Origin of the sequence: Sphingomonas lycopersici, from assembly GCF_026130605.1 — a bacterium.
Taxonomy (GTDB): Bacteria; Pseudomonadota; Alphaproteobacteria; order Sphingomonadales; family Sphingomonadaceae; genus Sphingomonas; species Sphingomonas lycopersici.
This window is the reverse complement of sequence record NZ_JANFAU010000003.1, coordinates 42,475-61,049: the sequence shown is the minus strand read 5'-3', so window position 1 is coordinate 61,049 and position 18,575 is coordinate 42,475. Positions and strand designations below refer to the sequence as shown.

13 protein-coding genes are annotated in these 18,575 nt (G+C 66.7%); 2 read left to right on the top strand and 11 right to left on the bottom strand.

The window, feature by feature from the left end; genetic code table 11:
* Nucleotides 1-17 precede the first annotated feature (17 nt).
* Both NED98_RS07010 and NED98_RS07005 read right to left on the bottom strand, forming a co-directional pair.
* Nucleotides 18-1,088 carry an LLM class flavin-dependent oxidoreductase gene (locus NED98_RS07010; protein ID WP_265312357.1) on the bottom strand — a complete coding sequence of 357 codons (1,071 nt, stop codon included), beginning with the start codon at nucleotides 1,086-1,088 and terminating at the stop codon, nucleotides 18-20.
* Nucleotides 1,085-1,993 (bottom strand): aldo/keto reductase, encoded by a 909-nt coding sequence (locus NED98_RS07005; RefSeq protein ID WP_432423302.1) that lies wholly within the window; start codon nucleotides 1,991-1,993, stop codon nucleotides 1,085-1,087. Before NED98_RS07005 ends, NED98_RS07010 begins: the two co-directional genes overlap by 4 nt.
* Nucleotides 1,994-2,145: 152 nt before the next feature.
* Between NED98_RS07005 and NED98_RS07000 the strand changes: the two genes are divergently transcribed.
* Complete coding sequence (locus tag NED98_RS07000; protein WP_265312356.1) at nucleotides 2,146-4,485, top strand: TonB-dependent receptor; 2,340 nt, start codon at nucleotides 2,146-2,148, stop codon at nucleotides 4,483-4,485.
* Between the two features lie 69 nt (nucleotides 4,486-4,554).
* On the opposite strand, the gene NED98_RS06995 is transcribed toward NED98_RS07000, so the two are convergent.
* Nucleotides 4,555-5,796, bottom strand: a complete 1,242-nt coding sequence (locus NED98_RS06995) for an MFS transporter (protein ID WP_265312355.1) — start codon at nucleotides 5,794-5,796, stop codon at nucleotides 4,555-4,557.
* Between the two features lie 58 nt (nucleotides 5,797-5,854).
* Entirely contained in the window at nucleotides 5,855-6,922 is a 1,068-nt protein-coding gene (locus tag NED98_RS06990) for a LacI family DNA-binding transcriptional regulator (RefSeq protein WP_265312354.1), read from the bottom strand.
* A 195-nt stretch (nucleotides 6,923-7,117) separates the two neighbouring features.
* Here NED98_RS06990 and NED98_RS06985 point away from each other — a divergent pair, with 195 nt between their 5' ends.
* Complete coding sequence (locus tag NED98_RS06985) at nucleotides 7,118-8,644, top strand: malonate--CoA ligase (protein ID WP_265312353.1); 1,527 nt, start codon at nucleotides 7,118-7,120, stop codon at nucleotides 8,642-8,644.
* Between the two features lie 81 nt (nucleotides 8,645-8,725).
* Here the strand turns inward: NED98_RS06985 and NED98_RS06980 are convergent, their stop codons facing one another.
* The 7 genes from NED98_RS06980 to kduI form a co-directional block, all read right to left on the bottom strand.
* Nucleotides 8,726-10,318 carry a family 43 glycosylhydrolase gene (locus NED98_RS06980; RefSeq protein ID WP_265312352.1) on the bottom strand — a complete coding sequence of 531 codons (1,593 nt, stop codon included), beginning with the start codon at nucleotides 10,316-10,318 and terminating at the stop codon, nucleotides 8,726-8,728.
* Entirely contained in the window at nucleotides 10,318-11,289 is a 972-nt protein-coding gene (locus tag NED98_RS06975) for an alpha/beta hydrolase (RefSeq protein WP_265312809.1), read from the bottom strand. Before NED98_RS06975 ends, NED98_RS06980 begins: the two co-directional genes overlap by 1 nt.
* 8 nt (nucleotides 11,290-11,297) lie before the next feature.
* On the bottom strand, nucleotides 11,298-14,180 hold the full coding sequence (locus tag NED98_RS06970) for a TonB-dependent receptor (protein WP_432423301.1): 2,883 nt from the start codon (nucleotides 14,178-14,180) through the stop codon (nucleotides 11,298-11,300).
* Between the two features lie 227 nt (nucleotides 14,181-14,407).
* Entirely contained in the window at nucleotides 14,408-15,973 is a 1,566-nt protein-coding gene (locus NED98_RS06965; protein ID WP_265312351.1) for a carboxylesterase/lipase family protein, read from the bottom strand.
* The gene (locus NED98_RS06960) at nucleotides 15,960-16,970 is read right to left on the bottom strand and encodes a sugar kinase (protein ID WP_265312350.1); all 1,011 of its coding nucleotides are present in this window, start codon (nucleotides 16,968-16,970) and stop codon (nucleotides 15,960-15,962) included. The genes NED98_RS06965 and NED98_RS06960 overlap by 14 nt, the downstream gene beginning before the upstream one ends.
* Complete coding sequence (kduD, locus tag NED98_RS06955) at nucleotides 16,967-17,722, bottom strand: 2-dehydro-3-deoxy-D-gluconate 5-dehydrogenase KduD (protein ID WP_265312349.1); 756 nt, start codon at nucleotides 17,720-17,722, stop codon at nucleotides 16,967-16,969. The genes NED98_RS06960 and kduD overlap by 4 nt, the downstream gene beginning before the upstream one ends.
* Nucleotides 17,723-17,727: 5 nt before the next feature.
* Nucleotides 17,728-18,570, bottom strand: a complete 843-nt coding sequence (gene kduI, locus NED98_RS06950) for a 5-dehydro-4-deoxy-D-glucuronate isomerase (protein WP_265312348.1) — start codon at nucleotides 18,568-18,570, stop codon at nucleotides 17,728-17,730.
* Between the last annotated feature and the right edge of the window lie 5 nt (nucleotides 18,571-18,575).

Below are 18,575 nucleotides of genomic sequence, written 5' to 3'. Positions count from 1 at the left end.
TTCCCCGGCGCGCCTTGTCAGTCCAGCGTCAACGGCGCGTGCTGCAGCCGCGGCAGGACGTGGCGCGCGAAAAGATCCGCCTCGGCGATATGCGGATAGCCCGAGAGAATGAAGGCCTCGATCCCCATGTCCTGATACATGCGCAATTTGGCGAGCACCTGATCGGCATCGCCGACGATCGCCGCGCCGCAGCCGGAGCGCGCGCGCCCGACCCCGGTCCAGAGGTTCTCCTCGGCATAGCCGTCGTCGGTCGCGCCCTCGCGCAGCGCGGTCTGCGCGGCGACCCCGGTCGAGGCGGTATCGAGCGACTTGTTGCGGATCGCCTCGCCGCTCGCCGCATCGAGCTTGGAGAGCAGCCGGTCGGCGGCGCTCCGCGCCTCCGCCTCGGTCTCGCGCACCACGACATGTGCGCGATAGCCGAAGCGCAAGGTGCGCCCGTGCTTCGCCGCGCGCGCGCGCATGTCCTCCATGATCCCGCGCACGACTTCCTTCTTGTCGGGCCACATCAGATAGACGTCGCAGCCCTGCGCCGCGGCCTCGCGCGCGTCTTCGGAAAGCCCGCCGAAATAGAGCGGCGGGCATTTGCCCGAGACGGTCGTGACCCCTGGAGGATCGAGCTGGAGCTGCCAGAATTCGCCCTGGTGATCGAGCGGCTCGCCGTTGAGCAAGGTCTTCAGGATCCGCATCGCCTCGAGCGTGCGCGCGTAGCGCGGCGCCGATGCCAGTTTCTCGCCGGGCAGATCGGAGGAGATGATGTTGACGGTGAGCCGCCCGCCGAGGATGCGATCGATCGTCGCGATCTGCCGCGCGAGCTGCGGCGGCCAGCTCTCGCCGATGCGGACCGCCATCAGCAGGCGGAGGCGACGGAGCATCGGCGCGATCGCGGCGGCAAAGGCGGTGGTGTCGATGCCGAGCGCATAGCCCGAGGGGAGCAGGATATTGTCGAATCCGCCGGTCTCCGCCTGGAGGACGATATCGCGACAATGCTCCCAGCTCGATCGCAGCATCGCATCGGGCGTGCCGAGAAATTCATAATCGTCGTCGCAGAGTGCGGAGAACCAACTGACTTCGCACTGGCCGTTCGTCATGGCAGTCTCTCTCCAAGGCTCGCCTCGAGGACGGCGTACCATTGGGCGCGGGTCCAGCGGGGCGTATAGGCGTCCGGCAGCTTTGCGATCCGGGACGGATTCTGGGTGCCGGCGATCGGGATGATCCCGGCGGGATGCGCCATGATCCAGCTATAGGCGGCAGCGGCGCGATCGACCGCGGCCTCCTCGGCCTTGGCGTCGAGCAGCGCGGCGACCGCGCGGGCGCGATCGTCCTGCGGCGCGGCGATCCGCCCGCCCCCGAGCGGGGACCAGGCGAGCACGCTCATCCGCTCGGTCATCGCCTGATCGAGCAGCCCGTCGAACAAAGGCGCGGTAGCGAGCGGGGAGAATTCCGGCTGGTGGCTGGCGAGCGGGACGGGGAGGAAGGCGGCCAGCGCCGCGGCCTGCGCCGGCGTGTGATTGGAGACGCCGACCGCAACGATCTTGCCGGCTTGCCGCGCGTCGTCGAGCGCGCGCGCCACCTCTTGCGGATGCGCGAGCAGATCGGGGCGGTGGATCTGATAAAGGTCGATCCGCTCGCACCCGAGCCGCGCGAGCGACGCATCGATCGCCTGCGCAAGATAGGCGCGGCTCGAATCATACGGCACGCCGAGCCGGATGCCACCCTTGCTGGCGAGGATCATGCGGTCGCGCAGTGCCGGGGCCTCGCGGAGCACCTTGGTGAGCAATTCCTCGGCCGCGCCAAACGGCTCGCCGTTATCGGGGCCGTAGATGTCCGCGGTATCGAGCAACGTGATGCCGGCGCCCAGCGCCGCCTCGACCCGTGTCCGGGCGAGCGCGACGTCATCCCCGGCGAACCGCCACATTCCCCACGCCAGCGTGCTGACGGTGATGCCCGATTGACCGAGCGACGCAAAGCGATCTGGCGTTTTGAGATAGGACACCGTTGTCTTATCGCAGCGATCTGGTCTAAAGAAAAGCCGGAAAAGATATCCGCGGCGCCGGTCCATCCCGGCCGAATCCGGTCGAACGACAGCTAAGTCACTGTTAGATAGAGCGTTTCACGCGCCGAAATTGGGGAAGGGGAGAGTTCTGTATGTCCAAGCATCGCCTTTTGAGCGCCGGCCTGATGGCGAGCTGCGCGTTCATCGCGCTCGCCGCTCCAGCCTATGCCCAAGTCGAAACCGCGCCCGCGCCTGCCGAGCTGGCGGCAAATTCGGGTGATATCGTTGTCACCGCGCAGAAGCGCAGCGAACGGTTGCAGGACGTGCCGCTCGCGGTCTCGGTCGTCGGCGGGGCGATGCTGGAAAGCACCGGCAAGCCGAGCATCGAAAGCGCGGCGACGCTCGTTCCGGCGCTGAACTTCCAGAAATCGGGGACGACGCTCAATCAGTCGCTGTTCCTGCGCGGAGTCGGCACCACTACCTTCTCGATCGCCGGCGAACCGTCCGTATCGGCCGTGGTGGATGGGGTCGTCTATGCGCGCTCCGGCGAGGCGTTCGGCGATCTGGTCGATATCGAGCGGCTCGAGGTGCTGCGCGGCCCGCAGGGGACGTTGTTCGGCAAGAATGCCTCGGCGGGCGTGATCAACGTCGTGACCGTCCAGCCCAAGCCCGGTTTCGGCGGCTATGTCGAGGGCCAGTGGTTTTCCAACGGCAATGAGGCGCGCGTCCGCGGCGCGCTCAACGTGCCGCTCAGCGATACATTGCTGACCCGCGTCACCGGCTTCTACGGCCATTATGACGGCAATATCCGCAACCTTGCGACGGGCGGGCGCGTCAACGGCTATGAACATTACGGTTTCCGCGGCCAGGTCAAATGGATGCCGAGCGCATCGACCACGATTTCGCTGATCGCGGACTATCACCGCAACGACGACAATTGCTGCGCCGAGCTGATCGGCACCGGCCCGCTCAACGCCGCGGGCGCGGCGATCTCCAGCCCGGCCTTTGCGGTGCTGCCGACGCCGCGCGGCGACCGGACGCGCGCGGTCAACCAGAATTACGTCACCCGCACCCGCGAAACCGGGTGGGGCGTCTCGGCGCAGATCGATACCGAGCTCGGCACGCAGACGGTGACCAGCATCACCGCCTATCGCAATTACAAGAACACCGAGATCCGCGACGGCGATTTCCTGCCCGCGGCCTATGTCGGCTTCCCCCAGCTGCAGGATTTCGGGCCGCAGACCAGCAATACCTTCAGCCAGGAATTGCGGCTGACCTCGCCGTCGAAGCAATTCCTCTCCTATGTCATCGGGCTCTATTATTCGCGCGCGGAGTCCGAACGGATCTTCTCGCGCTCGGTCGTTTCATGCGGCACGGCGGCGCCGGCGACGCTGATCCCGTGCGGCGCGCCCGGCGCGCCGGCAACGACCACGCCTTATGGCATCGCCGATTTCGGGTCGGTGTTCAAAAACATCGCGGCGTTCGGGCAAGCGACGGCGAATTTCACCAGCCGCTTCCGCTTCATCGGCGGGCTGCGCTGGACGGGCGACCAGCTCGATGTGTTCCACAGCCGCACCACCACGCTCGCCGGCCCCGGGATCCAGCCGAGCTTCCCGACGACGCCGACCGGCACCGGCACGCCGGCGACGATCTTCACCGGCAAGGCGACCAACACCAACGTGTCGGGCAAGGCGACGCTGCAATATGATCTCTCGCCGGAAGTCGTCGCCTATGGCGGCTATACGCGTGGCTATAAAGGGCCGGCGTTCAACGTCTTCTATAATCTCACCGCGACCGGCACCAATGTCATCGCACCCGAAACCTCGAACAGCTACGAGATCGGGCTGAAGAGCAATCTTCTGGGTGGCGCGCTGGTGCTCAACCTCGCGGCCTTCTACGCCAAATATTACAATTTCCAGGCCAATAACCCCGATCTCGTCGCGGGGGTGGTGGTCACCCGCTTCACCAATGCTGGCGAAGTTTCAACCCGCGGCATCGAGGCGGATCTGATATTGCGCCCGGCGACCGATCTCTCGATCTCGGGCGGGCTGGCTTATACTGATGCCAAGGTCGACCAGTTCTTCCGCGCACCCGGCGCGCCGGTCAGCGCGGTGATTCCGGCGGGCACCTCGCTGCCGTTCGCGCCCAAGTGGAAGGGCTCGCTCAGCGCCGATTATCGCTGGCGGTCCGGCGGGCCGGTCGATCTCTTCCTCGGCGCGCAGGGAAGCTTTCAGTCGAAGCAGCTCGCGCTCTTCTCGCCCGATGCGGTGCAGCGCCAGCTGGGGACGATCCACGGCTATGCCCTGGTCAATCTCTCGGCGGGGGTAGGGGATCGCGACGATCGCTATCGGCTGACCTTCCAGGTCCGCAACCTGTTCGACCAGAGCTTCGCCGCGGCGATCCAAAACGGCGGCCCCTCGGGGTCGTATCGCTATCAGATCCCGCGCGATGCCGATCGCTATTACGGGGTTACCGGTCGCGTGAACTTCTGATCGCTTCGCGATGTATCATATTGGCCCTTCCCGCGCACCTGCGGGGAGGGCCGTTTCATCGGGCGACGATCAATGCCCGGCAAAAACCGGGCGGGCCGCATCCGGCTCGGCGAGTTCGAGCTTCGGCACCAGAAGCTGGATGAGCAGCAGCCCGACGAGATAGGACCCTGCGCAGACATAGAGCAGCGGCGCATAGCCATAGCCGCGTTCGAGCGAGAAGCCGGCGGCCTCGATCATCGCCATGCCCGAAAGATTGCCGGCGAAGGCGCCGATGCCGATCGCGGTGCCGATCATCCGTGCCGGGAAGATATCCGCGGTCATCCCGAACACATTGGTCGAGAACCCCTGATGCGCAAAGAGCCCGAGGCCGAGCAGCGCCGCGGCGGCCCAGGCATCGTCGACGTGGAGAACCAGCGCCACCGGCAGGATCAGCAAAGCATAGAGCAGCATCGATCCCTTGCGCGCGCGGTTCATCTCGACCCCGCGCGACAGCAGCCAGGTCGGCAGGATGCCGCCGCTCAGCGATCCCAGCGCGGCGAGCGTATAGACCCATGCGATCGGCACGCCGAGCTCGCCCTGCGACAGCCCGAACACGCGGTGGAAAAGATCGGGCATGAAGAACAGCAGGAACCACCAGCATTGGTCGGAAAATGCCTTGGCCGCGATGATCGCCCATTGCCGACGGTCGCGGAGCAGTGATGCCCAGGGCACGCGTTGCGCCGGGATATCGGTAGCAGCGGGCGCGGTCCGCGGCGTCACCGCAAGCCACGCGACCACCCATACCAGCCCGAGTCCACCCGCGATCAGGAACGCAGCGCGCCACCCCAGCCATAGCGCCAGCGGAGGGATCGAAAGCGGCGCGACGACCGCGCCGAAATTCGCCGCCATATTGCCGATGCCCAGCATCAGCGACCGTTTCTCGGGCGGGAAATAGGTCGCGGCGGTCTTCACCTGCGCCGGGGTGCCGATCGACTCGGCGACGCCGAGCGCGGCGCGCGCGGCGACGAACCCGCCGACCGTGGTGACGAAGGCATGCGCCATCCCGGCGATGCTCCACGCGCCCACCCCGATCGCGAAACCGCGGCGCAATCCAATGCGGTCGATGAACCAGCCGGTGCCGAGGAACGCCACCGCGGCACTGAACTGGAACGCCGACGCCATATGGCTGTAATCGCGATTGGACCAGCCGAACTCCTGTTCAAGCAGGGGCTTGAGCAGCGCGATGATCTGCCGATCGACATAATTGAGCATGATGGCGATGAACGCCAGCCCGACGATAAGCCATTGTCGGATGCCGATCCGCTGCGTCACGATCCTCTCCGCTCCCCCGCCGTATAGGACAACGATGTCACAGAGAAAGCCGCGATGGTCAAGCGGCGGGGGGTGCGGTCGATTCCCTGACGACGATCTCGTGGCCGAGGCGTCGTTCCCCTTCGGCGGCAGGGTCGAGCAATTGGTCCGCGGCGGCGGCGGCCATCGCACGGACCGGCTGGCGCACCGTGGTCAGCGCCGGCCACACCGCCTGCGCGAGCGGGGCATCGTCGAAACCAGTGACCGACAGCCTTTCGGGCACCGCAATGCCCCGGCGATGCGCGGCGGCCAGCACCCCCGCGGCGAGATCGTCGCTCGACGCGACGATCGCGGTGGGCGGGGCAGGGAGGTCGAGCAGCGCGTCAGCCGCGGCGCGCCCGGAGTCGAAATCGAACTGGCCCTGCCGCACATAATCGAGATCGACGTCGACGCCGGCGCTGGAAAGCGCCCGGACATGCCCCGCCAGCCTTTGCCCCGACGCGGCATAGCCGCGATCGCCGACGATGAAGCCGATACGGTGATGGCCGAGCGACAGCAGATAGGACGTCATGTCGAACGCCGCCCGCTCATTGTCCATCAGGACGGCGCGCGCGGATTGCAGCGGCCCGCCGGGCTGCAACCGCACGAACGGAATCGAGCGCCGCTCCAGCTCGTCGATCACCCGCCGGTCGTCGCAGGCGGGCGGGGCGAGGATCAACCCGTCGGGATGCGCCTGATCGATCAGCGCGACGATATCGTCGAGCAGCGTGGGCGAGGACCGATCATAGGGCTGGGCGATCATCCGCACATGCGCCGCGGCGCACCGCTCGCGCACCCCGGCCTGGATCTCGTAGACGTACCACGGATTGGGGTTATCGCAGATCAGCGCGACCTGATGCGATCGCCGACCCTTTAGCGCGCGCGCGGCGTCGCTCGGCTGGAAGCCGATCTCGGCCATCACCTCCAACACCCGCTTGCGCTTTTCCGCGCTGACATATTGCTGATCGTTGATGACGCGCGACACGGTCTTGATCGACACGCCGGCGATCCTCGACACGTCGCGGATCGTCGGGCGCTGATTGACCGCAGGCGGAAGAGCGCTGTTCATCCCGAGGGCATAGGGAAGATCGGGTCTGCGCGAAAGCATCTGGCGCTCGCCGACAGGTGCGGATCGGGGGCAGGTAGGAAACAACGAAGATCGATAATAAGTGTTATGTTAAATCAATTGAAGACGTTGCCGACGACAAGCGACCCCGCATACAGTCACCCCGATTTCGCCGCGCCGTGCCGGTAAGAGCGTGGTTGCAGGTCCTTCGTAGATACCCACAGGAACAAGGCATAAATGGCGCAGGATATTCTCTCGGTCTTTCGGCAGCGCGCGGCAACGGCCCCCGAGGCGCCGTTCCTGATCCTGCCCGACGGCGCGGTGATCACTTATGCCGCCGCGCTCGACCGCAGCGCGCGGATGGCTGCGCTGTTCCGCGCGCGCGGGGTGGCGCCGGGGGATCGCATCGCGGTGCAGGTCGAAAAGGGAGCCGATGCCTTGCTCACCTATCTCGGCGCGATGGCGGCGGGGGCGGTCTACCTGCCGCTCAATACCGCCTACACGCCCGCCGAGGTGCGCTTCTTCCTCGCCGATGCGGGGGCCACGCTGTTCATCCATCGCCCCGAGGACGAGGCAGCAATGGCCGCATTGTGCGACGAGGTCGGCGTCGGGCAGCGGCTGACGCTCGGCCCCGACGGCAGCGGCACGTTGGTCGCGGCGGCGGCGCAACTGGCGCCCGTCGACGCGACCGGATCGATCGCCGCGGACGATCTTGCCGCGATCCTCTACACCTCCGGCACGACCGGGCGATCGAAAGGCGCGATGCTGACCCACGGCAACCTCGCCTCCAATGCTCAGACGCTGACCGATTACTGGTGCTTCACCCCCGACGACCGGCTGCTCCACGCGCTGCCGATCTTCCATACTCACGGCCTGTTCGTCGCGACCAACATCACGATCGTCGCGGGGAGCGCGATGATCCTGCTGCCGCGCTTCGACACGGCCGAGCTGGTGCGGCTGATGCCCGCCGCGAGCGTCTTGATGGGGGTGCCGACCTTCTACACCCGGTTGCTCGCCGAGCGTGGCTTCACCCGCGGTGTCGCACACCACATGCGCCTGTTCGTCTCGGGATCGGCGCCTTTGTCGGCCGAGACGCACAAGGCGTTCAACGCGCTGACCGGCCACGCGATTCTCGAACGGTACGGCATGACCGAGACCAATATGAACACCTCCAATCCCTATGACGGGGATCGCGTGCCGGGCAGCGTCGGGCTGCCGCTGCCGGGGGTGGAATTGCGCATCACCGATCCGGCGAGCGGCGCGGTCCTCCCCGCCGGCGAGGCCGGGATGATCGAGGTGCGCGGCCCCAATGTGTTCAAGGGCTATTGGCAATTGCCCGACAAGACCGCGGAGGACCTGCGCCTCAACGGCTATTTCATCACCGGCGACCTCGGCGTGGTCGACGCGCGCGGCTATGTCTCGATCGTCGGGCGCGCCAAGGATCTGATCATCTGCGGCGGGTTCAACGTCTATCCGGCGGAGATCGAGGCGCTGCTCGATGCGGTGCCGGGTGTCGCCGAAAGCGCGGTGATCGGGGTGCCGCATCCCGATCTGGGCGAAGGCGTGGTGGCGGTGCTGCAGCGCCGCGACCCCGCGCTCGACGAAGCGCGGGTGATCGCCGCACTCGACGGCCAACTCGCGCGGTTCAAGCAGCCGCGCCGCATCGTCTTCATCCCCGAATTGCCGCGCAACACGATGGGTAAGATCCAGAAGAAGCAATTGCGCGAAACGTATCGCGATCTGTTCGCCGCGTCGGGAAGCTGAGACGATGCCACTGCTCGACCGGCGCGATTTCCTGATCCTCGTGGGGGGCGGCAGCGATCGCGTCGGGCAGCGGCGAACGTCTCACAGCGCGCGGAAGGTGAAATCCCTGAAGCGCGCCTCCCCCGTGCCCGCGGCGTAAAGCGCGGGGCGCAGCATCAGGAAGCCGCCCCGCACATTGTGATGATAGCCGGAGACCTCCATCCCGCGATCGAAGCGCGTCCAGCTACGCCCGCCGTCGCCGCTGATATGATAGGAGACGATATGCCGGTCGTTGGTCACGCGCATCCGCATCCGTCGGCCGTGCGGATTGGCGGGCCGGCCCCGCTCCGCACCATATTGATGCGTCACGAACCGCGCCGCGTCGAATCCCAGCCCGCAATAGAGCCGGTCGTCGTAGAAGAGCAGCAGCCCCGCAGTGACGCCGGGATCGATCTCGATATCGCATTCGAACCGATAGGCCTGGTCCCCTGCGATCAGCATCAGCGGCGATGAATCGTGCGGCGCGATGCCCTTGGCGCGGAGATGCAACGCCCCGTCCGCAACCCGCGCGCGCTCGCTTTCCCCCACTGCGGGGCGGAAGAAATTCCATTTCCGGCCGAGCGCCAGCGTCGCGAAATCGTCCGACAATGTTTGTCCGTGCGGCAGCGCCCGCCCACCCCGCGGCTTGGGCAGCGGCGCCGACAGATCGTCGCCGCGCATGCGGAACCACCCGTCCGCAGTCCATTCGACCGGATCGAGCAACGCCTGCCGGCCGAGCGTCCAATAGCCATTCTCATAGCCGTGATAGATCGACCACCAGCTTCCATCGGGCCCCTCGACCAGACTGGCATGCCCGCGCGACCACCAGCGCTCGGCCTCGTCGCGGGTGCGCACCACCGGATTAGCGGGGTCGTTCTCCCACGGCCCGTGAATCGAGCGCGATCGGGCAACGATCACCATATGCCCGGTCGGCGGCCCGGCCGTCCCGCCGACCGCGGTGATCATGTAATAATAGCCGTTGTGGCGGTGGATCTTCGGCCCTTCGGGCGAGAAGCTCTCGACCACCCAGTCCGCCGGATAATGCCATGGATCATAGACATGCTCGACCACGCCGGCGAGCGACAGCCCGTCGTCGCTCAGCCGCACGCGATCGCCGCCCGACAGGAACAGCCAGCGCGACCCGTCCTCGCCGACTGCGTGGCACGGATCGATATGGCCGTGCAGGTCGAGGTTGATCGGATCGCTCCACGGCCCGTCGATATGATCCGCCCATAGCACGTAGATCGTGTCGGGCGTCGCCTTGACCGGCACGTAGAGGAAATAGCGGCCCTTGTGCTTTTCGAGGCTGACCGCCCACACCGACCCGATATTGCGGGTGAGCGCCGCCCCGCGCGGCTGCCAGTTCACCAGATCGCGGCTGTGCCAGATCGTCAGCCCGGGATAGCTGTCGAACGACGAGAAGGTCATGTAATAATCCGCGCCGTCTTTGAGGATCGCGGGATCGGGATGATCCCCGGCGAGGATCGGGTTGAGGAAGCGCCCATCGCCGAGATCGGCAATCCGCTGATTATCCGCCCCGCGCCGCCATGACGTCACCGCAGCGGGTGCGTGGCTCGCCGCGGCGGAGGCGCCAAGCCCCGTCAGCCCCAGCCCGGCGACCCCGCCGGCGAGCAGATCGCGCCGATTGACCGCCATCAGCCCAGCCCCTGCGTGCGCGCCCAGGCGTGGAACAGTTCGGGCCAGACCGCCACCGGCTTGCCCGCCGCGCGGCGCAGCCCGAAGCCGTGGCCGCCGTGGGTGAACAGATGCGTCTCGACCGCCACCCCCGCGTGCTTCAGCGCCGCGCGCAATTCGATGCTGTTTTCGGCCGGCACGACATCATCGTCCTCGGCATGAAGCAGGAAACAGGGCGGCGTATCGCGCGCGACGTTGGCGGCCGGCGTGTGACGCCGTTCGAGCGCTGGCGAAGCATCGGCGCCGATCAGCAACCGGCGCGAGCCGGGATGCGCCAACGGCGCGGCCATCGATTGCACCGCATAGATCGGCGCGGCGATATCCGGGCGCGCGCTCAGCGCGTCGGCGGCGTCGACCGGCGTATAGCTCGGCAGCGCGAACCGGGTCGCGAGATCGGCGCAGACATGCCCGCCCGCCGAAAAGCCCATCGCCGCCACCCGCTCCGGCCGGATGCCGTAATCGCGCGCACGGGCGCGGATCAGCCGCATCGCGCGCTGGGCGTCCGACAGAGCGACCTCCGGCCCCGCCGCCCAGCCTTCGCCGGGCAAGCGATAGAAGAGGACGAACACGGTATAGCCGCGCGCCGACAGCCAGCGCCCGATCTCATACCCCTCCTTGTCGATCACCACCCAGCGATAGCCGCCGCCCGGGGTGACGAGAACCGCGGACCCGTTCGGGGTCGCCGGGCGGAAGACGATCATGCGCGGGCGCGTGATGCCATAGACCGCGCGGTCGCGGAGCGCGGGATCGGGACTGCGCTCCTCGATCGTCTCGCGCGGCGGCGTCGCCGGCATCCCCGGCGCGCCGTTCGGCCAGAGGTCGATCGTCTCGCCCGGATCGGTCGAGGCCGGCGCCACCGTTCCAGGGAGGCGCGCGGCAAGGCCGGTGGCGAGCGTCGCGCCGAGCGCGCCGCGGCGGGTGATGCCCGACATGGTTTCGCTCACATCTTGAACCGCGCCCCGATCAGGATCGTGCGCCCGAAATGGTTGTTCTCGTAATTCCGGTTCGCGTCGATATCGGTGTAGCGATAGCGATAGGTGTCGAGCAGGTTGTTGCCCTCCAGCGATACTTCGATCGCGTCGGTCAGCTTGTAGCGCATCGAGGCATCGAGGTTGGTCGTCGGGCCATAGCCTTCGAAGACGTTGCCGGTGGCGCTATTGGCATCGATATATGCCCCGCGATAGCTCGCCATCACACGCGCGCTGAACCGGCCGTCGTCATAATAGAGCGTACCGTTATAGGCCTGCTTCGACACGCCGAACAACGTGCCGGTACGCACCGCGTCGACCAGCTTGCCGTTGGGCACCACCACCGGCCCCTGAACCTTGTAGGTAGCGCTCGAGTCGATGAAGGTCGCGTTGCCGAGCACGCCGAAATTGCCGAGGATGCCGCTGGCGAACACCTTGAACGGCAATTGCAGCGCGATTTCCACGCCCTTCAGCGTCGCGCCCGAGCCGTTGACGTTGGTGGTGATCGTATAGATCTGGTTCGGATCGAAATTGATATAGGCGGGCGAGCTGGGCAGCAGCGCCTCCTTGGGCAGCCCGGTCGACGCATAGGTCGCCGAATAGGCCTGGGAGACCGGGAAGCTCTCGATCTTCTTGACGAAGCCCGCGACCGAGAAGATCGCCCCCGGCGCGAAATACCATTCGGCGCCGAGATCGAAATTGGTCGCGCGATACGGCTGGAGATCGGGGTTGCCGTAGCTGATCTTGTAGTTGAAGCCGTCGACCGACCCGCCCGGGGTGAGATTGCCCAGCGTCGGGCGCGTCATCACCTTGGCGATCGCGGCGCGGATGATGACGCTTTTGACCGGATAGAGCGCGAGGTTGAACGACGGCAGCCAATCGTCATAGCTGCGCGCGATCGTCCGCGAGATCGGTCCGAGGATGCCGGTCGAACGCTGTCCGGTATGCGCGTAACGGATACCCGCATTGCCCGCATAATCGAGGCCGAGGATCGTTCCCTTCACATCGACCTGCATATAGCCGCCCGAGGTGGTTTCCTGCACCGAGCGGATATTGCCGACGTCGGGGGTCAGCGCGCGCGAATAGAGCTTGGTATAGTCCGCGGCATTGGCGAGGTTCGCGACCAGCCATTGCGTCGTGGTGCCCGCCGGCTGCCCGGCATTGCCCAAAGTGAACAGCTGGGTCAGATTGCCATCGACCGGGAAACCATAGACCGCATTCGGCCCGAGCGTGCCGTTGGGCGAGCAGGTGATCGTGCCGAGCACCAGATCTTTGCCGCCGTTGCCGCACACCGCGGTATCGCGGGTGTAACCGGTCGTGTCGAAATTGAACCGGCGCCACATCCCGCCGAGCTTGAGCTGGAACCCCTCAGTCACATCCCATTCGGTGCGCAACTGGACGGTCTTGAAGCGGTTGACCACATCCGACGGCCGGTCACGGATTTCAGCGAGCTGGAAATTCGCGGGATCGGTAACGCTGGTGCCGAAGGCCAGTTTCGGCGCCTTCATGTTGCTGTAGTCGTAGGAGTAACCGTTCGCATCCCGATCATCGAGCACGATCGTCGTCTCGACCGGAATATTGGCATCCGATTTCGAAATCCCACCGAGCAACGTGAAGCGGAAATTGTCCGTCACGTCCTGATCCCAGGTGCCGCCGACCTGATAGAATTCGGTCGACGATTTGCGCAGATAATGTTCTGTCCGCACATAGGCATTATTGAGCGTCGCCGAGACCATATTGTTGTTGGCGTCATACACCGGGTTGACGACGTCGATCGACCGCTCGTTGGAGCGGAGCAGCACCTCGCCCCAGGATTCCTCGCGGGTCTCCTTGAACTTCGAATAAAGCGCGTCGATCGAGATCTTGGTCCGGTCGGTCGGCGCGAACTGCACCGATCCGGTGATGCCCAATCGGTCGCGGTCGTGCCGCACGAGCCCGTAGCGCGGGATGCGCGGGTGGAAGCCGAGCGAGGCCTGATTGCACGCCGCATTATTGTTATAGACCCCGCCCGAATAAAGCTTGGGCGCAGGATTGGTGGCGCTGACGCTATAGCAGGCGTTGCCGTTGACGCTGTTGAACGGCGTCTGCACCCAGCGCACCGAATTGTTGCCCAGCTCAAAATTGTCGGTGGTCTGATACGCCGCCGACAGCGAGACGCCGAACGTCCCCGCCTCGTTGCGATAGCTCACCAGCCCGGCGAGGCGCGGCCCCCAATTCTTGCTGAGATCGTTATAGCTCGCCACCGCCGAGCCCACCACCGTCACCCCGGGCTTCTTGGCCGCAAGCGGATTGCCGGTGTTGAGATCGACCACTGCGCCGAGCGAGCCTTCGTCGAGCGAGGCTTCCGCGGTCTTGTGGACCACGATCGAATTGAACAGCTCCGACGCGAAGACGTTGAAATCGAATGCGCGATCGCGGTTCGACGAGGCGCCGTCGGTTGCCGTCGCAACGGTTTCCAGCCCGTTGACGCGGACGCGGGTGAATTGCGCGCCGAGCCCGCGCACGGTGATCGCCCGCCCCTCGCCCGCGTCGCGCTGGATCGAGATGCCGGGGATGCGCTGGAGCGATTCAGCGAGATTCTGGTCGGGGAATTTGGCGATATCCTCCGCGACGATCGCATCGACCGCCGAAATCGTGTCGCGCTTCACGTTGAGCGCCGCCTCGAGCGACTGGCGGAAGCCGGTGACGACGATATCGCCGGCGGCAGCGGGACTGGCGGGGCTCTCGGGCGGCGGCGCGGCGGGCGCCGCCCCCTGCTCCTGCGCCAGCGCACTTGCCGGCATGAGCAGGGCGAGCGCCAGCGCGGTGGCCGAAATGCCCTGCATCCCGCGGATACGTGCCGACGCTTTCGTCATATTCCCTCTCTCTCCCCGCGCCATGCGCGTCCCTGACACCGGTTTCGCATGCTGATGCGATTCCGGCGCTGAAAACCGACTGTCGGGGAGGGACAGAGTGCCCTTTCGAGGCGCTTCCGGGTGATCCTCCCCGCTTTCCGGCGACTCTATGGCCGCCTTAGAGTTGCTATTTGACCGGCATGGTAACCGGTGTCAACAGCAAATAGCGAAGCGCGATCGGCACGAAATCATGTTCCCGGCTGGATATAGGGAATGCGGGCGAACAGCTCGCGCTGCCAGCCGCGCGGATCGTCTTCGACCCGCGATCGCGCGTCGAAGATCATCGTTGCGCGCCGCGTCAGATCGTAACGCGGCCACGGCGTCAGCCCCGACCGGTTGGGATCGCCGCCGGCGGCGAAGGCGATGAAGCGATCCTGCATCGCGCGGCTCGCCGCCTGTGCGTCCGCGCCGGTTCCGGTCTGCGATCCCGTCGCGCCCAAGGTGCCGAACACCAGCGGAATATCCATCGTGTGAAAGGCGCCGCGGCGCGGATCGCTGCGCGAGGCGAAATCGACCTGATAGACCCAGGCCGGCACCCCGGCGGCGGCGCGCGCCTCCGCCTCGATCACCTGCCCGCGCCAGCTGCGCGCGGCGGTCGTCGCGCCGTAGAAGACGTCGCTCGGCGACCAGGACGGGTAATGCGCGCGATATTGCGCGACGACCCATTCGGGCAGGGCATCGATCCGCATCTCGGGCGCGATCCGCGCAGCGAGATTGTCCCAGTCGAGATCGCGCATCTTCGCAGAATCCGGCGGAATGAACGCACGGGTTTCGTCGCGGACATTGCCCAGCATCATCGGGATGCCGTTCCCCAGCGGGTTGGCGTCGGGCCAGAACGGGTGGCGGGTCAGCCAGCGCATATCGAGCACCGGCCCGAAATAGACCCCGCCCGGCATGATCGGATCCCGCGCGTCGAGCGCGGCGACCAGTCGCTCGACCGGCATCGCGCGCAGCGGCGAAAGGTCTCCCTCCCCCACCCCCAATTTCGCCAGATAGGCGCGCGCGCGTTCGGTGGCGTGGAGCGGGCCCGAGGCGGTGACCTGCTGCCCGCTCATCGTCGTGGCGCGGTGGAACAGCCCCTTGGCGGCGTCCATCCCCATCAGGGTGGCGATCTTCGCCCCGCCGCCCGACTGGCCGAACAGCATCACCCGCCCCGGATCGCCGCCGAACGCCGCGATATTGTCGCGCACCCACTGCAGGGCGAGGACAAGATCGAGCTGCCCGGCATTGCCGCTATCGGCGAAGCGCGGGTCGAGCCGCGCGAGATAGAGATAGCCGAGCGCGTTGAGCCGGTGGTTGACGGTGACCACCACCGCCTCGCCGCGCGTAGCGAGCGCCTGCCCGTCGTTGAGCGGATCGGTGACGCTGCCGTTGGAATAGGCGCCGCCGTGGACATAGAGCATCACCGGCCGCCGCGCACGCGGGTCGGCCTCCGGGGTCCAGATGTTGAGGAACAGGCAATCCTCGTCCTGCGGCCCATAAGGTCCCTGTTGCGGGCAGACCGCGCCGAAGCGGTCCGCAACGATCGTGCGCCCCGGCTCGGCGACCCCGAACGGCGCGCGAAACCGCTCGGCGCGGCCGTAGCGGATGCCGCGAAACGCCCGCACCCCGTTCTCGCGCGTGCCGAGGAAGCTGCCGGCGGCGGTCCGCACCGGCGCGTCGCCCACCGCCCCCCGCGCCACGCCGGGGAGGGTCAGCAGCGCCGCCCCCGCCCCGATCGCGCCGCGCCGGGTCCAGCCGTCACCGCCGGACATCGCGCCCGCCGTCGAGGAAAGCGTCGATGTCGGCCTGACGGAACAGCGCGGCATCGCCGGGGATCGAGTGTTTGAGCGCGGCAAGCGCAAGCCCGCTATGCGCCGCGGCGGCGATATCCTGTCCGCTTTCGAGCGCGTGGAGCACCCCGGCGGCAAAGGCGTCGCCGCCGCCGACGCGATCGACGATCCCGGCGAGCTCGATCTCCTCTGTCTGCGCCGCGCCGTCGCGGACATCGATCCGCGCCGACAGCCGGTGGAGATCGACATGCGCGACCGCGCGCGCGGTCGAGGCGATCGTCTTGAGCTTGGGGAAGGCCTCGAACGCCGCTTCGGCCGCCTCGCGACGACGTCCTTCGCCGGCAAAGTCATCGCGCCCGAGCAGCAAGGCGATATCGCGGTGGTTGCCGAACATCAGATCGGCATGCGCGACGATCCCCGACAGGATCGCGCGCGGGTCGCCGTCCCACCGCGCCCATAATTTGCCGCGCCAATTGCCGTCGAACGATATCGCGATGTCGCGCGCCGCCGCCGCCTCGACCGCGGCGAGCGCGCTGCGCGCCGGCACCGGCCCCAGCGCCGGGGTGATCCCCGAAAGATGCAGCCGCGTCACCCCGTCGAGCAGCCGATCCCAGTCCCAGCTCTCCGCCGGTGCCTCGGCGAAGGCCGAACCGGCGCGGTCGTAGACCACCTCGGTCGCGCGCAGCCCGGCGCCGTTGGTGACGAAATACAGCCCCATCCGTTCGCCGCCGGTGGCGATATGGCGCACGTCGACCCCGGCGCCGCGCAATCTGGCGATCGCTGCGCGGCCGAGATCATTGTCGGGCACCCGGCTGGCGAAACCGACCTGATGCCCGAGCAGGGCGAGCTGGGTCGCGACATTGGCCTCTGCGCCCGCCACCCACACGTCGAAGCGCGGGGTCTGGAGCAGCAATTCGCGCCCCGGCGGCGACAGCCGCAGCATGATCTCCCCGAAGGCGAGAATGCGTGGGGCGGTCATCGCGCCAGCCACCCGCCGTCGACCGCCAGGATATGCCCCTGGACATAGGCCGCCGCATCCGAGGCGAGGAATACCGCCGCCCCGCCGAGATCGGCCGCATCGCCCCAGCGCCCCGCCGGGATGCGGTCGAGGATCGCCTTGTTGCGCCCCTCGTCGGCCTGCAGCGCGGCGGTATTGTTGGTCGCGATATAGCCGGGCGCGATCGCGTTGACCGTCACCCCCTTCGCCGCCCATTCGTTGGCGAGCAATTTGGTCAGCCCGCCGACCCCGGATTTGGACGCGGTATAGCTCGACACACGAATCCCTCCCTGAAAGGTGAGCATCGAGGCGATGTTGATGATCCGGCCATAGCCCGCCGCGATCATATGCCGCCCCGCCGCCTGGCTGAGAAAGAACACCGATTTGAGGTTGGTATCGACCACCGCATCCCAATCCGCCTCGGTAAAGTCCACCGCATCGGCGCGGCGGATGATCCCGGCATTGTTGACCAGAATATGCAAGCCGCCGAGCCGCGCCACCGTCTCGTCCACCACGCGCTGCACCGGCTCGATCGTCGACAGATCGGCGGCGACGATCTCGGCGCGCCGGCCAAGGTCGCGGATCTTGCCCACGGTCTCCTCGGCCGGGGTGCGCCCGACGCAGGCAACGTCCGCGCCCGCCGCGGCGAGCGCCACCGCGATCGCCTGCCCGATCCCGGTATTGGCGCCGGTGACGATCGCAACCCGCCCTGAAAGATCAAAGGGATGTGCCACAGTTTTCACGCCAGTTGGCAGATATCGAGGACATTCATGTCGGTATAATCCTGATTCTCCCCGGCCATCGCCCAGATGAAAGCATAGGATTTGGTCCCCGCGCCCATATGGATCGACCAGGGCGGGGAAATCACCGCTTCCTCATTCTGCATCACGATATGCCGCGTCGCTTCGCCCTCGCCCATGAAATGCATCACGCGATCGGTATCGAGATTGTCGAGCTCGAAGTAGAAATAGATTTCCGAACGGCGCTCGTGAACATGCGGCGGCATCGTATTCCACACGCTGCCTTGCTTGAGCACCGTCAGCCCCATGACGAGCTGCGCGCTGTCGCACACGCCGGGGATGACGAGCTGGTAGATCGTCCGCTCGTTGCTTTCGGCCAGGCTCCCGCGATCGAGCGCATTGGCGTCCGCGATGCCCAATTTGCGCGTGGTGAACGCCTTATGCGCCGGGCACGATGCGAGATAGAAGCGCGCGCCCTTGCCCGAAAACAGCACCTCCTTCGCACCCATCGTCACATAGAGGCAATCCTTGTTGCCGAGCGTGAACGCCTCGCCGTCGACGGTGACCGTTCCCTCCACCGCGCCGACATTGACGATCGCCAGCTCGCGCCGCTCGAGGAACGGATGCCCCGCCGCCGAGGCGGGCTCGGTCTGATCGGGCAGCTTGACCGGGGCATCGGTCACCGCGACGCCGCCGATCACGAAGCGATCGGCATGGGTATAATTGAGCACGCATTCGCCGGCGCGGAACAGCCCCTGGATCAGATAGCGGTCACGCAATTCCTCGTTCGACACGCATTCCATCATGTCGGGATGCGTCGCGTAATAGGTCCGGTCGTACATCGTCA

What these genes read in the sequence shown, in the direction of transcription:
- NED98_RS06975 (WP_265312809.1), bottom strand. Translation starts at nt 11,289, where the DNA reads ATGTCGGGCATCACCCGCCGCGGCGCGCTCGGCGCGACGCTCGCCACC.
- NED98_RS06965 (WP_265312351.1), bottom strand. Translation starts at nt 15,973, where the DNA reads ATGTCCGGCGGTGACGGCTGGACCCGGCGCGGCGCGATCGGGGCGGGG.
- NED98_RS07000 (WP_265312356.1), top strand. Translation starts at nt 2,146, where the DNA reads ATGTCCAAGCATCGCCTTTTGAGCGCCGGCCTGATGGCGAGCTGCGCG.
- kduI (WP_265312348.1), bottom strand. Translation starts at nt 18,570, where the DNA reads ATGTACGACCGGACCTATTACGCGACGCATCCCGACATGATGGAATGC.
- NED98_RS07010 (WP_265312357.1), bottom strand. Translation starts at nt 1,088, where the DNA reads ATGACGAACGGCCAGTGCGAAGTCAGTTGGTTCTCCGCACTCTGCGAC.
- NED98_RS06970 (WP_432423301.1), bottom strand. Translation starts at nt 14,180, where the DNA reads ATGACGAAAGCGTCGGCACGTATCCGCGGGATGCAGGGCATTTCGGCC.
- NED98_RS06990 (WP_265312354.1), bottom strand. Translation starts at nt 6,922, where the DNA reads ATGCTTTCGCGCAGACCCGATCTTCCCTATGCCCTCGGGATGAACAGC.
- NED98_RS06985 (WP_265312353.1), top strand. Translation starts at nt 7,118, where the DNA reads ATGGCGCAGGATATTCTCTCGGTCTTTCGGCAGCGCGCGGCAACGGCC.
- NED98_RS06960 (WP_265312350.1), bottom strand. Translation starts at nt 16,970, where the DNA reads ATGACCGCCCCACGCATTCTCGCCTTCGGGGAGATCATGCTGCGGCTG.
- NED98_RS06980 (WP_265312352.1), bottom strand. Translation starts at nt 10,318, where the DNA reads ATGGCGGTCAATCGGCGCGATCTGCTCGCCGGCGGGGTCGCCGGGCTG.